Annotated in this window: 12 protein-coding genes; 7 read left to right on the forward strand and 5 right to left on the reverse strand. The window is 47.5% G+C overall.

What is annotated here, in order from left to right:
- The first annotated feature begins 129 nt into the window (after window positions 1-129).
- The gene (locus tag gpAD87_RS03160) at window positions 130-672 is read left to right on the forward strand and encodes a CueP family metal-binding protein (RefSeq protein ID WP_064636165.1); all 543 of its coding nucleotides are present in this window, start codon (window positions 130-132) and stop codon (window positions 670-672) included.
- 98 nt (window positions 673-770) lie between these two features.
- On the opposite strand, the gene gpAD87_RS03165 is transcribed toward gpAD87_RS03160, so the two are convergent.
- Both gpAD87_RS03165 and gpAD87_RS03170 read right to left on the reverse strand, forming a co-directional pair.
- Entirely contained in the window at window positions 771-1607 is an 837-nt protein-coding gene (locus tag gpAD87_RS03165; protein WP_064636168.1) for an IS3 family transposase, read from the reverse strand.
- Complete coding sequence (locus gpAD87_RS03170) at window positions 1595-1921, reverse strand: helix-turn-helix domain-containing protein (protein ID WP_064636170.1); 327 nt, start codon at window positions 1919-1921, stop codon at window positions 1595-1597. Before gpAD87_RS03170 ends, gpAD87_RS03165 begins: the two co-directional genes overlap by 13 nt.
- 249 nt (window positions 1922-2170) lie before the next feature.
- On the opposite strand from gpAD87_RS03170, the gene gpAD87_RS03175 reads away from it, so the two are divergent.
- Window positions 2171-3166 (forward strand): ABC transporter substrate-binding protein, encoded by a 996-nt coding sequence (locus tag gpAD87_RS03175; RefSeq protein WP_064636172.1) that lies wholly within the window; start codon window positions 2171-2173, stop codon window positions 3164-3166.
- The gene (locus gpAD87_RS03180; protein ID WP_064636174.1) at window positions 3163-5211 is read left to right on the forward strand and encodes an iron ABC transporter permease; all 2049 of its coding nucleotides are present in this window, start codon (window positions 3163-3165) and stop codon (window positions 5209-5211) included. Before gpAD87_RS03175 ends, gpAD87_RS03180 begins: the two co-directional genes overlap by 4 nt.
- Window positions 5212-5334: 123 nt before the next feature.
- Here gpAD87_RS03180 and gpAD87_RS03185 read toward each other — a convergent pair whose 3' ends face one another.
- Together gpAD87_RS03185 and gpAD87_RS03190 are read right to left on the reverse strand one after the other, a co-directional pair.
- Window positions 5335-6519: an aminotransferase class I/II-fold pyridoxal phosphate-dependent enzyme gene (locus gpAD87_RS03185; RefSeq protein ID WP_064636176.1), complete on the reverse strand. Its 1185-nt coding sequence runs from the start codon at window positions 6517-6519 to the stop codon at window positions 5335-5337.
- A gap of 113 nt (window positions 6520-6632) precedes the next feature.
- Window positions 6633-6860, reverse strand: a complete 228-nt coding sequence (locus gpAD87_RS03190) for a hypothetical protein (RefSeq protein ID WP_064636178.1) — start codon at window positions 6858-6860, stop codon at window positions 6633-6635.
- Window positions 6861-7113: 253 nt separating this feature from the next.
- Here gpAD87_RS03190 and gpAD87_RS03195 point away from each other — a divergent pair, with 253 nt between their 5' ends.
- Window positions 7114-8139 carry a hypothetical protein gene (locus gpAD87_RS03195; protein WP_064636180.1) on the forward strand — a complete coding sequence of 342 codons (1026 nt, stop codon included), beginning with the start codon at window positions 7114-7116 and terminating at the stop codon, window positions 8137-8139.
- Between the two features lie 76 nt (window positions 8140-8215).
- Here the strand turns inward: gpAD87_RS03195 and gpAD87_RS03200 are convergent, their stop codons facing one another.
- A complete protein-coding gene (locus tag gpAD87_RS03200) occupies window positions 8216-10501 on the reverse strand; it encodes a helix-turn-helix domain-containing protein (protein WP_064636182.1) in 2286 nt (761 codons plus the stop codon).
- A gap of 265 nt (window positions 10502-10766) precedes the next feature.
- On the opposite strand from gpAD87_RS03200, the gene gpAD87_RS03205 reads away from it, so the two are divergent.
- The 3 genes from gpAD87_RS03205 to gpAD87_RS03215 are packed head-to-tail and all read left to right on the forward strand — an operon-like array spanning window position 10767 to window position 14225.
- Window positions 10767-11735: an ABC transporter permease gene (locus gpAD87_RS03205; protein ID WP_082934991.1), complete on the forward strand. Its 969-nt coding sequence runs from the start codon at window positions 10767-10769 to the stop codon at window positions 11733-11735.
- 13 nt (window positions 11736-11748) lie between these two features.
- Window positions 11749-12618 (forward strand): carbohydrate ABC transporter permease, encoded by an 870-nt coding sequence (locus gpAD87_RS03210; RefSeq protein WP_064636184.1) that lies wholly within the window; start codon window positions 11749-11751, stop codon window positions 12616-12618.
- A 47-nt stretch (window positions 12619-12665) separates the two neighbouring features.
- Entirely contained in the window at window positions 12666-14225 is a 1560-nt protein-coding gene (locus gpAD87_RS03215) for an extracellular solute-binding protein (RefSeq protein ID WP_064636186.1), read from the forward strand.
- Window positions 14226-14236: the final 11 nt, after the last annotated feature.

Raw genomic sequence — 14236 nt, forward strand, 5'->3', positions numbered from 1 at the left:
AGTCGACCGTCGTATTCCGGGATTTTTTATATCAAAACCTTTACATTCCAGCTGTATGCGTTTATTCACTTAAATGTTGGTGTATTTTCCCTTATAATGAAATAAGAAGGATAAGGAGGTGAGGACTTAATGAAAAAAGCCATTTGGATTATTGCCAGTTTTGTTGCTGTGATTGTACTGGGAACGTTCCTGATTGCAAACCTTGTGGGGAAGGAAGAGGCAGGTAACGCGGAAGCACCCAATATCAAGAAATTGGTAGAAGATATCAGTACAGGCAAGGAGAAACCGGAATCGGCCTCCATTAATGCCACCCAGTTAATCGTCACGGATAAAGGTAACCAAACCACAACCTACGACTTGCCTGAAAAGGAGTTTTTCCTTTCCATTGCACCCTATGTGGAACAGACTCATCCCTGTGCAATTCATAGCCTGACCGGATGTCAGGGTGAAATGAAGAATAAGAACTTCATTGTGACGATCCATGACTCCGAAGGGAATACGCTTATGAAGGATGCTGAGATGAAGGCTGGCTCCAACGGTTTTATGGATATCTGGTTAGCTAGAGATAAGTCATACCTCATCCGTGTGGTGCATGATGGAAAGGTTGCTGAGACACAGCTATCTACATATGAAGAAGATAATACGTGTATCACAACGATGCAGTTGAGTTAAATCATCGTACGGTGCATTCTATCATCATTTCAAAACACTCCATGTGATCCAGGCCCGCCTTGGTCAAGACCCCATTTTGTAGACATTATAAAAAGACCCTAGGCTGCAAACTGGCGTCGGTACTCTACCGGCGTCAGTTTTTTTAGTTTTCGTTGTGGCCGTTTTCGGTTGTAAAAACGGATATATATTTCGATTTTGCTTTGTGCTTCAGCAACCGTTCGGATATGATAAGGATAGAGTCCTTCCGTTTTGAGATGCGAGAAGAAACTCTCCATAGAGGCATTGTCATAACAATTTCCTCGGCGAGACATGCTGATCCGGGCGCCAACCTTTGGCAGCATGTCGTGGTAAGCATGAGACGTGTACTGGAATCCTTGGTCGCTGTGAACGACCAGTCCGGTCATGTCTTTTTGCTTCACAAACGCCTTGCTAAATGTGCGGAGCACCAGTTCATTGTCGTTGCGTTCGCCTATTTCGTAAGCCACAATTTCGTTATTAAACAGATCCTTTATGGCTGAAAGATAAACCCAGCGCTCGCCCACACGATACTGGGTAATGTCGGTTACCCATTTCTGATTTGGCTTTTCCGCACGGAAGTCGCGCTTCAAGAGATTCTCTGCTACACGCTGCGCAGGTGCATACGAGCTGCTGGAGCGTCGTTTACGACGGATTCGAGATTGAATACCGAGCATTTGCATCAGGCGGAGCACCTTTTTGTGATTCATCCAAATCCCTTGATCTTGCCAAAGGAACAACTGGATCTGTCGATAACCATATTTGCCTTCATATCGTTGATACGTTTGAAGCACCTGTTTCTTCGCCTTTGCATCGCGATCAATTCGTTTACGTTTTACATAGGCATAAAACCCACTCCGGGACACGCCAAACACATGGCATAGACTCTGGATATCACCGTAAGCCGCTACTTTTTCCATGATCTGAAATCTCTCTTGTTTGCTTCCTCCTTCCAGATTACCAAGCACTTTTTTAGCAACTCATTCTCCCGTTTCAGGTTTTGCACATAGCGGTCTTGATCCATGTATTCTTTTCGACGACCTCGCTGATCCATCAGTCCGAACTCGCCTTGCTCCCGGTATTTCCGCATCCATCTCTTCATTCGTCCCGGGTCATGAATCCCCAAATGTTCATTAATCTTTCGATAAGTCCATCCTTCAACAATATGTAGACGAATGGCCTCTTTTTTAATTTTCTCCGAATATGTATTAAACTTTTGTCCCTTTATCGCCATAAAAAATGCACCCCCTAGAATTTCATCGGTTAAACCTAGGGGTTTTTCCAATGTCTATTCTAAGGGGTGCACTTCACCTTGAATGCGGGTTCTTTCATTTTTTCTGTTTATGCAGTGACAGGGAAGATATCGCAAATGAAAAATAATCATGCTTTTGAATTGACAAAATCGCAATCCTACGGGATAATCCATTAGTGATAATGATAATTGTTATCATATAAATACATATAAATAGGGGAGAAGTAGGATATGAAAAAAAGCTTAAACGGATTTTTACTGCTGACGGTTTTGGCGCTTGCTCTGACAGGTTGCGGTAAAGCCAGCAGCACAACAGATACAAATGAAAATGCCTCTTCCGGCAGCACGCCGACTGAAGAGGCAGCAGGTCCTGTTACAGTTAAACATAGTGGTGGAGAGCTTAAACTGGACAAACCAGCTAAGAGAGTTGTTACGCTGGAATGGACATATACGGAAGATGTAGTTGCACTGGGTGTTCAGCCAGTAGGTAGTGCAGACAACGCCAACTATAAAGTCTATGTGACTCCCGAAGCAGCTTTGGATGACACGGTGACGGATGTTGGAACACGTGACGAGCCAAATCTGGAGGCGATTGCAGCTTTGAAGCCGGATTTGATTATCGCCAATTCCAATTCGAATATCTATGATCAGCTCAATGCCATTGCACCAACGCTTGAATATGACCTGTATACGGGTGATGGCTATACTTATGACAAAATGACGGAAACGTTCAACAATATCGCGGTTGCTCTTGGAAAAGAAGACCAAGCGAAGAAGGTACTCGATGAACTCGATCAGCACTATACAGAAGCCAAAGATAAACTTGCTGCTGCCGACAAATCGGAATTCCATTATGTACTGACACAAGCATTTACGTATCAAAATGCAGCAAGTCTTCGCATGTTTACCGATAACGCTGTCGTAATTGGCACGTTGGCGAAGGTTGGACTGGTTAACGACTGGAAGCCGGACAAGATTGAAGGATATGGCTTCTCAACGGTAGGTATTGAATCCCTGCCTGCTGTTCAGGACAGCAACTTCATCTACATCACACAACCGGATGATGACGTTTTTGGCACAGCAATGAAAGACAATTCAGTATGGAAAGGTCTGAATTTTGTCAAAGATAAACGCACTTATCAACTGGATAGCACAACATGGACGTTCGGTGGACCTATCTCGTCCAAAGCTCTGGTTGACGGGGTTGTTGGAGCGATTACCCAATGAGTTCGGTCCAACATTCCCGACCAGTGTTTAACTGGCGTACATTAAGCATTTATGGGGGCGGTCTAACCGCTCTCATCGTGCTTTTTTTTGTAAGCCTGTGTTATGGAGAAGCTTCAATTCCACTCTATACGGTTGTAGATTCACTTATGGGCAGGCAGGACACACTGGAACATAATATGATTTGGGATCTGCGCATGCCGCGAACGGTAATTGGTATACTCGCTGGAGGGGCGCTTGCTGTTGCTGGTTCGTTGTTACAGACCATTACACGCAATCCGCTCGCGGCGTCTGACACACTCGGCATCAATGCGGGGGCCTATTTTGTCGTGGTGTTGGGAACGATTTTTTTCCCAGGCTTGATGCAGCAATCGCCTTTCCTTTTCGCCGTGCTCGGTGGATTACTGGCAGCTGCCGCAGCCTACTTCATGGGCGGGGGGAGGACGTCAAGTCCAGTGCGACTTGCGCTCTCCGGCATGATTGTATCGATGGTACTTGGTTCTTTTACAAGCGCGCTGCATATTTTCTTCTCTCAGGAGACTCAGGCATTATTTCTATGGGGATCAGGAACGCTTGTTCAGAATGACTGGAGCGGTGTAATTTACGCATGGCCTTGGGTCATTGGAATTACGATCGTTGCCCTGGTTTTATCCCGGCAGTGGGATATGTTGGAACTGGATGAATCAACTGCTTCTTCACTCGGGCAAAAAGTAGGCATGGCCCGTGCCACGGGGTTGATTATTGCTGTGTTGCTGGCTGCGGTCATTGTCAGTGTAATTGGGCCAATTGGCTTTGTGGGTTTGGTGGCACCTCATCTGGTTCGATTGAGTGGAATTCGTTCTAATCGATTGTTATTGCCTGGTGTTTTCTTGTGGGGCGCAGCACTGCTGGTTGGTGCAGACGTACTTGCCAAGATGGTTCATAACTCCAGTCTGGAGTTGCCGACAGGGGCCGTGATGGCAATCATTGGTGCACCATGGCTGATCTGGCTTGTACTTACACGCATGAAGGCAGCAAATGGATCAGGCATGTCTACCTCAATGAGCACAGGAGCACGTTCACGTCGCTGGGCATTTGGCCCTATTGCTATTATCTTTACGGTACTAACGTTAGCATTGGTTCTCCTTAGTACGATGTTTGGCGGGATGCGCATTCCAATGGCCGATCTTCTGCCAAGCCTGTTTCAATCGGATGGGCTATACTCGGCCATTGTGCAGCTTCGCATTCCGCGAACTCTTGTCGCCGCAGGTGCAGGTGCTGCGCTGGCGATCAGCGGTGTGCTTATTCAGATGGCCGTTCGCAACCCGCTTGCTGACGCGTCCATCGTGGGCGTGTCGTCAGGCGCAGGCTTGGGTGCCATGATGGTCATCATCCTTTGGCCTGGTCTTCCTGTGTTCTTGCTGCCTATCGCGGCGATTGTTGGCGCAGGGATCGCTGCAGCAGTCGTATTCTCTCTGTCCTGGAAGAAGGGTCTCAATCCTTCCGCAGTTGTATTGCTGGGTATCGCCATGTCTGCAATTGCAGGCGCAGGCATTCAGGTTCTGATTGTTCGCGGCGCTGTATATGGCAGTAGCGGCTTTATTTGGCTGACAGGCAGTACCTATGCACGCACGTGGGATCAAGTGAAGATCATTGGGGTGTTCCTGTTGATTTTGATCCCGCTTGCGTGGTGGCTGGCGCGAAGATTCGAACTGTTGGTATTCGACGATAATAGTGCTTCCGGTCTTGGCTTGAGTGTTCGTCGGACGCGTCTGCTGGCTATGACCGTTGGTGTTTTGCTTGCCGCAGGTGCAGTCGCCTGTGTGGGAACGGTTGGATTTATCGGGCTAATCGCTCCACATATGGTCCGTCTATTGACGGGAAACAAATTAAGACAGTCGATGTTTCTGTCGGCTTTGGTTGGTGCAGTGATGCTGGTGCTGGCGGATACAATCGGAAGGACTGTTATGGCACCAACCGAGATTCCATCCGGGTTGTTGATTGCAATCATTGGAACGCCGTATTTCCTCTATTTAATGTATCGCTCCAACTGGCGCAAATCAGCTTAAACATTCGATCTTTAAATAAAAAAATCCCCTCTGGATTTCAGTGTTGAGTTCATGTAGACATGTTCTCTCTCTCACTGCTTACCTAGAGGGGATATTTTCTTATAATAGCTTTTTTCATTCATGTTATAAATTAGTTGTTTTTTCTCTTAGCATTCCACTGTTATCTACCGATAGGATCGCTTGCTGCAACGTCTCTTTATCCTGAACCAAAGCGAATCTCACATATCCTTCACCCGAAGGTCCGAAGGCACTCCCAGGCGTTACGATTACACCCGCTTGTGTAACCAAATCCATGGCAAACTGTTCTGAGGTATCGTAGTGGTCTGGAATCCGACTCCAGATGAACATGCTGGCTTCGGGTTTGGCGATAGGCCAACCGAGGTTGCTGAATCCTTCACAAAGAATATTTCTGCGCTCCTCGTAGATATCTCTGACCCGCTCAACTTCACTCTGATCCCCTGTGATTGCAGCAATGGCTGCCTTCTGAATCGGAAGAAACATGCCGTAATCCATGTTGGATTTCAGCTTTTTAAGCACAGATACCACATCCGCGTTCCCCACACAAAAGCCGATCCGTGCCCCAGCCAATCCATAGGTTTTGGATAACGAGTTGAATTCAATACCAACATCCATCGCGCCGGGATAAGCAAGGAAACTACCGCACGTTTTCCCATCGAACACCAGCTCGCTGTATGCATTGTCATGGAGAACGATAATGTCATATTTCTTGGCAAACTCAATCAGATCCAGATAGAACTGATGGGGTGCCATTGCTGTCGTGGGATTGTTCGGATAGGACACAAGCATGAATTTTGCTTTGCGCGCAACAGCTTCAGGAATGTCCTGAAGTTGAATAACATATCCGTGTTCTTCTTTTTGGGGCATATAATACAGTTCGGCTCCTGCAAGTAGAGGCCCATCAGCAAAGACCGGATAACAAGGATCGGGTACAAGGACCAGATCTCCTTCATCAACAATCGCCAATGAAATGTGGGCAAGACCTTCCTGTGATCCAAGCAAGGAGCAAATTTGGGTTTTCGGATTCAGTTCAACATGGTAACGGCGCTTGTACCATTCACTGACTGCTTGCAGCAATTCGCTCTGATCATTTACAGCATATGTATAGTTTGAGGCATCTGCTGCTGCCTCGCATAAAGCCGTCATGATATGTTGGGCAGGGGGAATATTGGGTGTGCCTACACTTAGATCGATGACAGGTTCTCCATTCTCCAGTCGTTGCCTCTTGATTTCCAGCAAACGTGTGAATATCCCCTCACTGAAATGTTCCATACGTTTAGCAAACTTCATGATGATTATCCTCCATCCTGATCTCCCCTTGGGGAATAACACTTGGAGGTATTATAGCAGAGTTTTCAGGTGATAAGTAACCACGAAATGAGCTTTCAAGCTTCTAACAGGTATTAGATAATTCCGATCGCAGCTAGACCAATCAGAATCAAACCGAACCCTGCGACGCGATTCGCCCGTATTGATGTTCTGCGAGCTTTATCTTCGTAGCCTGGTTTAAAGCCGTGTTTGTAGATGAAGCTGTTTTCTATCCGCTTTTCGTTTTTGGAAGTAGCAATCATCATTACGCCCGCAGCAATGGCAATAAGTCCTGTTCCAGGACCTATTAATGTACTGTTCATCAGATTTCACACCTCTTTCAAATAGATATCTCTTTATATCGGATAAATGTTCTTTATATGTAACATTATGGATTTTGAAAGATTATCTCTTTCACATTTTCATGAATACACCAGTTGTTACCGAGTACAGAGTACAGAATACAGAATACAGTATTGCAATCGAATATCCGACTTCTCAAAGCACTCTTCTTGATTTACAATTAAAGGAAAGCTAGACATGGATAAGTATCAGAGAATTGGAGGGTTACCAATAATGAACGAACCGTGGGCTGCTTCGATGAGTGGAGTTCCCTGGAACGAGGATAAAATGGACAAGGCTATCTTACAACTGCGGATTAGGGCTACGATTAACTTTGTTGTCGGGCTGGACGAGATGCATGATCTGCGAAAATTGGATGAACATGTGTTTGCCAAACGACCCGATTTGATTTTAAATGTGTCCAATACAGATGTGAAGGGGCGGTATTCAGAAGAGTTTCTGGAGGCACTTGCTGGTTTAAAACATGTCACTGCTTTGCAGCTGGATCTCAAGCAACCACAGGATTTAAGTATATTGAGTGCGCTGCAAAAGATGGAGTTTCTGAACATTCGCTCACCCAAAAAGCAAAACCTGGACTTCATCCGAAATTACAAATACTTGAATTACCTCGCACTTAGCGGGAAATTTCCCGATCTCTCGCCGATTGAGGACTGCATTCGGTTGAGCACCCTCGTCCTGAACTGTGACATTGATCAGCTTGATTTTGTTGTAGACTTACCATTTATCGAGTATTTGGCTCTCGATCACTGTACATTGGCTGGTTCACTCGAAGTACTGGCTGATTCGAATATCCGTATGCTGAGGTTATCGTCCGTAAAGAATCTGACCGAGATCGATGCAGTAGGGGCATTACATCATCTGGTCTTTCTGCACCTGTCGCTGCCCAAGATCGAGCGGTTGTGCGACTTCTCGCACATGAAGAATCTGCGGCAGCTTGAATTGGATTTCATGAAGTCTCTGCAAGAGATTGAGAACCTGTGGACTGTGGATCAATTGGAGGTGCTGGAACTGAAAGAGATACATAAGGGGATCAAGGCTGAGACATTTGAACGTTTGACCGAAATGCAAAGTTTGCGACAGGTGGATTTTCGTTTTATTGATCACAGTAAGGGTCGTATTGCTACTATGCGCCAACAAATGATTGAAGCGGGGAAAGGGCACCTGCTCTATGAACAAATTCCTGAAGAACAGCGAATTCCTTCAATGGCTCTTGTGCACCTGTCCAAAATTCTAATGTAGACCATACACAAATGCCCGCCTCCGAAGCGGGCGTTTGTGTATTTACAATTTTCGTTCCTTGCCCGCTCACGCCTGGCTAGCCATGGCTGGAGGAAATGAATGGCTCATCACCTGCATGACGCTTGCGGTATTCTCCGGGGGTCAGCCCGTACCGACGCTTGAACATGCGGATGAACGAGTTCACATTTTGATAGCCGACCTGCGTCGCAATGTCCTGGATCCGCAGATCTACATTCACAAGCAGTTCTTTGGCCCGCTCAACCCGCAGATTGTTCAGATATTCGCTGAAGTTGATGTTAGTCTTTTCCTTGAAAATACTGGAGAGGTACCCCGATGTTAAATTCAACTTGTCGGCGACGATATTCAAATTAATATCTTCCCCATAATGATGATCCAGGTAGTCCAGCACAAAGCTGATAACCGGATCACGCGTTTCCAGCTGGCTGCGTACTGCCGCAAGTACCGGTTGAGCCAACGCCTGAAGCCATTCCCTGTATTGCTGCATGGAATGGAAACCAGCAAATGCCTCTCCCGGAGGAGAAGAGCGAAGCTCGGATTCGATGTGCGTCAAATTCAGCTTCATCACCGTCTTGCTGATCTGTTCTACTGCGCCGATTGCAAATGTGCGGAAGTCTTCTGCGGCCGCATCCTTGTGCTGCAGTTGTTCCAGCTGGCGATCCAGCCAAGCGAATACCGCCTCTTCATTGCCGGATTGCAGCAGGTTGTGCATTTCCTCCCCATAGGTGACCTTCACATGGAAGGCATTGGACGAAGAAGCGCGCGGCTCCACAATAACTTGTGTCTCCCCATTCAGCCTGCGCTCTTTTAACAACATGGACAGATTGCTGTACGCATCGGTAAATGTAATTTCTCCGGAATACACCGGACTTACCGCGATGGTGAGGTAAAGGGCTTCCTCGACAGCGAGCAACTCCTTCAGTGTATCGAGCGCTTGAAGAATACCACTCTGTGGCCCTGGATCGAACAGCAGCAAGAGCAGTTGGTCCTGCTCGGGCTGAATGGCAACGCTATTGGTTTTGCTGTTAGTGAACAGGCTCTGAATCAGCTTCCATAATAACAGGGTATGCTGCCCGAATTCATCTGGCTGGGATTTGAAGCCCACCTTGAACAGAATGGAGACATAAGGCTGCTCGGAATGCTGGGCATCCTCAAGCTCTGCCAGATAGGAGCTGAGCGGTATATTTTTTACTTTGTGAATATAAGCGTACTGGCGTACGAGAGAGTTCTTCTGCGCAAGGTCGCTTTGAATGTAACGGTTATTTTCCAGAATGGAGCTCAGGCGGTCGCCGATCATGGCGAATTCTTTTACACTGCTCCATTTGTCTGGTCCGCTGTCCGGATTTCGGTCCAGAGCGGCAATAAGACGTTGGAGTGGCTGGTTTAATCTTATACTGAAAAACAGGGAGGAGAGCACGCTAATTAGTACAGCAGCGCCAAGCAGAAAAGCCAGCAGCAGCTGCATGCCGCGCATTTCCGCGGCGATTACCGCGGCCTGAGTGACCCGGACATAAGTAAACCCGGTTTGTTTACCTTTTTCATAGAAGTAATACTGATCCCCAATACGTTCATGTTTGCTTCCGTCTGCAGGTAGCTGCGGATTCTGCAGTTCCCCCTCCTTCGTAGTAAAAAGCAGGCGTCCCTCGTTGTCCAGAATGTAGAACGGATTATTAGCGGCATCGCCATATGTGTCCTGCATACGTTGTGGATCCAGCATAACAATGCCGTACACATCTTCGTAAGGAATGGCTTTCATCATGACCGGCATCAGTTGACCGAGGGAGCGGGATGAGTGAAGGGTATTTTCCGTAAAAGCTGCGGCAGGCATTACTTTCAGGAACTGGTTGTTCATCGTTTGCGTTTTCCAGTAATCCGGAGGATATTCTTTACTATAATAATATTTACCGAACATATCGCTGGCACTGCTAAGACCTTCCTTCTCCAGTACATAGTCTTCTTGCTTGAAATAGAGAATGAAATTGTCGATATGCAGAAAAGGATTGGCGTACAGCGTGGAGAGGTCCGACTTCACCTCTGCGGGAATATCGTAACGGCGGTTCTCCTTAATATGGCTCAAAATGCCCAGGTTGGCTGTCCAGGTATCCGATTGAGTGAGGGCCAGAATCATGTTCTGGGTCAGCCGGAAGTGATTTTCATACCCTTCAACGGTCTGTGCAAGGCCGAGTTCATTTTGTCTGACCATCTCCTGATAGACCTTGTTGCTTAAGTACAGATGGGAGAACAGATTAAATGAAGCCAAAATCAGGATGACACTGAGGAAGCTCAGCATTAGCTTGACAAACAGTCCATTCAGCGCAAATTTGCTTGTAAGCAGTCCCTTCATTATGACATTCCCCCTTGAGTACAGCCCCGGATCGAGTGGTTTAATCCTATCATAGCGGCATAAAGCTGACACAAACAATATACACTTTTACTGAATTATACGCGGATATCTGGAAAAAAGGAGTAAAGGCGAAAAGTTATATAACATGTAGATAGCGCTTTCTAAAGGTTTGTAGCTATAATTCGGAGACGAACCCCAGAATCCCAGGGTAAGTTAGCTGACATACAAGTCGAATTAACTCATCTAAGCAAGAGGGGGCATGCCGATGGCTGATGCTAGCGTAACGCAACGCACACTGCAGAAGGAAGCGCACCGGCCGCCTCGGCGGAAGTCGCGTTTGATCAGAACCTGGAACAGGAACAAGGCGCTATGGCTGCTATTCCTGCCATGCCTCCTGTATTATTTGATCTTCCGTTATGCGCCGATGTTTGGTCTGGTCATCACGTTCAAGGATTACAATCTGTTTAAAGGAATTTGGGCCAGTGATTGGGTGGGATTCAAATATTATCGGATGTTTCTGGAGAATCCCGATTTTTGGCCGCTGATGAAGAATACGTTTTTGCTGGGACTGTATAAGCTGGTGTTCGGCTTCCCGGCTCCAATCCTGCTGGCCATTCTGCTGAATGAGGTACGAAAGGCAGCATTCAAGCGTTTTGTACAGACGGTCAGCTATCTGCCGCATTTCATCTCAAATGTAATTGTGGCGAGTATGGTGATTATGTTTCTGTCCCCAACCGGAGGACTGATTAACAATTTGCTGGCAGGTATCGGCATTGGACCGATTAATTTCATGAATGAGCCTGGGCTGTTCCGGGGCATCTATGTCTTGTCAGAAATCTGGCAGCATATCGGCTGGGAGACCATTATTTATCTGGCCGCGCTGACGGCCATCGATCCGCAATTGTATGAAGCCGCGGATATGGACGGAGCAAGCCGATTGCGCAAAATCTGGCATGTTACACTGCCCGGTATATCTCCCGCGATCGTCATTACATTGATTCTAAATATCGGCAAAGTGCTGGAGATCGGCTTCGAGAAAGTCTTCCTGATGCAGAATCCGGCGATCTACGATACGGCGGATATTATCAGCACGTATGTCTACAGGGTAGGCATGGTACAGGGGAATTTCAGCTATGGTGCGTCCATTGATTTGTTCATGGGTGTCATCAGTCTGATATTCATCTATACGGCCAACTGGCTCAGCCGCCGATTAAGTGAGACCAGTCTATGGTAGAAAGAGGTGTGGCGTGAACTCATTCCGATTTTCCTGGTTTAACGTTGTGGCATCGCTGATCCTGCTGTTCGTTGTAGTGGTTACGCTCTATCCGTTCCTTCATATGCTGGCGGTTTCCCTCAGCAGCAACGTAAACGTCATCCAAAATAATATTTCCTTCTGGCCCAAGGGATTTAATCTGAGCATGTACAAATTGGTGCTGGGCGATCCGCAAATCTGGACGGCTTACCGAAATACGATCATTTATACCGTGCTTGGCACACTGATCTCACTGGTGGTTACCTCCACTGGAGCCTACGCACTGTCCAGAAAAGACATGGCACTGCGCAATAGCTTCACCGTCCTAATTGTCATTACGATGTTCTTCAGCGGCGGGATGATTCCGACCTTTCTGGTGGTCCGTTCCCTGAATCTGGTGGACACCGTATGGGGCATGGTTCTCCCGGGGGCAGTCAGCACCTGGAACCTCATTCTGATGCGCACATTCTTCTCAGGCATCCCCAAAGAGCTGGAGGAATCGGGCCGAATGGATGGCCTGAACGATATTGGCATCTTCATTCGTATTATTGTGCCGCTGTCCAAGGCATCCTTTGCCACGATTGCCCTGTTCTATGCCGTAGGTATGTGGAACAACTTTATCTTTCCGCTGCTCTATCTACGGTCTCCCGATTTGTTTCCGCTCCAAGTGCTGCTGCGTAATCTCGTGCTGGCCGGCAGCGCAAGCTCAGGCGACGTAACATCCATTGGGGGAGATAATCTGGTCGTGGAGGAATCGCTCAAGTATGCGACCATTATGGTCTCAACCCTGCCGATTCTGGTCATCTATCCGTTTGTACAGAAGTATTTCGTCAAAGGAGCCATGGTTGGTGCTGTCAAAGGTTAAGTGAGGCAAGAAATGCACCGCCAATTCAGATTAAGGGAGAGAAGCTTATGGGCAAATGGAAATCGGTAATACTTCCCCTGCTGATTGCAGTAACGATGGTGGCAGGGTGCAGCGGCGGCAAGGGTGCCGACCCCCAAACAGATACCAAGGGGAACAGTACCGGAATAACCGATAACTCCACCGGGGCGGGAAAGACGTTTACGGCCCTGCTGGACAACAATGCCACTTTTCCTTATTCCAAGAGCTGGCCCATTTGGAGCTGGTTGAAGGAAAAGACGGGCGTCACGCTGGAAGTGCAGACACCTTCCGGCAAGCTGGATGAAAGCCTGAACCTGGCGATTGCCTCCAAAACGCTACCTGATCTGATGTATATGCCCAATCGCAAGGATTCGAACAAGTTTGGTCAGCAGGGCGCACTGGTCGATCTGATGGAGTATATGGACAGTATGCCGAATCTGAAGGCATGGATGAAGCAATATCCCGAGGAAGCGAAGGCTGCCCTGTCCGCCGACGGTAAAATGTATATGTTCCCCAATCAGGGCTTCGGCGAGACGAATCGTATGATCTGGATGTACCGCAAGGATGTTTTTGACAAGGAAGGCATTCAGGTTCCAACAACTTATGAAGAGTTGCATGCGGCGCTGAAGACGCTGAAGGAGAAATACCCGGACAGTTACCCGCTCTCGATTCGCTACGGTCAGATCCCGGATGAGATGAATGCCAATATGACGGTGAACTACGGAACGGGTGAGGGAGCCTACTATGATTTTGACCAGAAGCAATGGCGTTATGGACCGACTGAAGACAACTACAAGGCTATGGTAGGGATGTGGAAAAGTTTTTATGATGAAGGGTTGGTCCCGCCCGATTTCTTATCATTGCAAACCAAACAGTGGCAGGATATGGTCTCGACTGGAAAATCATTTGTGACCATTGATTATATTAGCCGGATTGACTTTTTCAATAATGCCATGCAGCAGGAGAATCCGGAATTCAACATGCAGTTTCTGGCCCCTCCGGCAGGCATTTCAGGGGGCAAACAGCTGAATCCGTATTTTCATTATATGGAAGGCGGATTGACGGTGGCCTCGACCTCCAAGAACATTGATGATGTGATGAAGTACATGGACTTTTTCTATTCCGAGGAAGGACGTACACTCAGCAGCTGGGGGGTAGAGGGCGAGACTTTTATAAAGGAAGGCGATACGATCAAATTCAAGCCGGAGTATAACGATGTCATTGAAATGCGCAAGCAGACAGGGCTTCAGACCAGCGGGACCTATACCTGGATTGATTTCAACGCCCACTTGTCGCTGTTCTCGGACGATCTGAAGCATGCCTATGAAGAAGCGGTCAAATATGATCCTCCCGCAATGCAGCCAAGACCCGCTTTTACAGAAGTGGAAAATGAGGTCATATCCATTACCGGTCAAGCGATCAAGAAGCACCGTGACGAGAGCTTTGCCAAATTTGTTACGGGTTCCCGGAGTCTGGCGGACTGGGAGAAGTATGTGGAGGAGATCAACAATCTCGGGGTAGATAAGCTGCTGAACACCTATAAGGAAGCGTATGACCGTGTTCAGAATGTTCAGCTGAGCGCGAAATGAGCGAATGTACG

Origin of the sequence: Paenibacillus sp. AD87 (assembly GCF_001659845.1) — a bacterium.
Classification (GTDB): domain Bacteria; phylum Bacillota; class Bacilli; order Paenibacillales; family Paenibacillaceae; genus Paenibacillus; species Paenibacillus marchantiae.

Excerpts from the sequence above, each read along its gene's own strand:
- gpAD87_RS03160 (WP_064636165.1), top strand. The coding sequence starts at position 130 with ATGAAAAAAGCCATTTGGATTATTGCCAGTTTTGTTGCTGTGATTGTA.
- gpAD87_RS03205 (WP_082934991.1), top strand. The coding sequence starts at position 10,767 with ATGGCTGATGCTAGCGTAACGCAACGCACACTGCAGAAGGAAGCGCAC.
- gpAD87_RS03200 (WP_064636182.1), bottom strand. The coding sequence starts at position 10,501 with ATGAAGGGACTGCTTACAAGCAAATTTGCGCTGAATGGACTGTTTGTC.
- gpAD87_RS03175 (WP_064636172.1), top strand. The coding sequence starts at position 2,171 with ATGAAAAAAAGCTTAAACGGATTTTTACTGCTGACGGTTTTGGCGCTT.
- gpAD87_RS03190 (WP_064636178.1), bottom strand. The coding sequence starts at position 6,860 with ATGAACAGTACATTAATAGGTCCTGGAACAGGACTTATTGCCATTGCT.
- gpAD87_RS03180 (WP_064636174.1), top strand. The coding sequence starts at position 3,163 with ATGAGTTCGGTCCAACATTCCCGACCAGTGTTTAACTGGCGTACATTA.
- gpAD87_RS03185 (WP_064636176.1), bottom strand. The coding sequence starts at position 6,519 with ATGAAGTTTGCTAAACGTATGGAACATTTCAGTGAGGGGATATTCACA.
- gpAD87_RS03170 (WP_064636170.1), bottom strand. The coding sequence starts at position 1,921 with ATGGCGATAAAGGGACAAAAGTTTAATACATATTCGGAGAAAATTAAA.
- gpAD87_RS03195 (WP_064636180.1), top strand. The coding sequence starts at position 7,114 with ATGAACGAACCGTGGGCTGCTTCGATGAGTGGAGTTCCCTGGAACGAG.
- gpAD87_RS03165 (WP_064636168.1), bottom strand. The coding sequence starts at position 1,607 with ATGGAAAAAGTAGCGGCTTACGGTGATATCCAGAGTCTATGCCATGTG.
- gpAD87_RS03215 (WP_064636186.1), top strand. The coding sequence starts at position 12,666 with ATGGGCAAATGGAAATCGGTAATACTTCCCCTGCTGATTGCAGTAACG.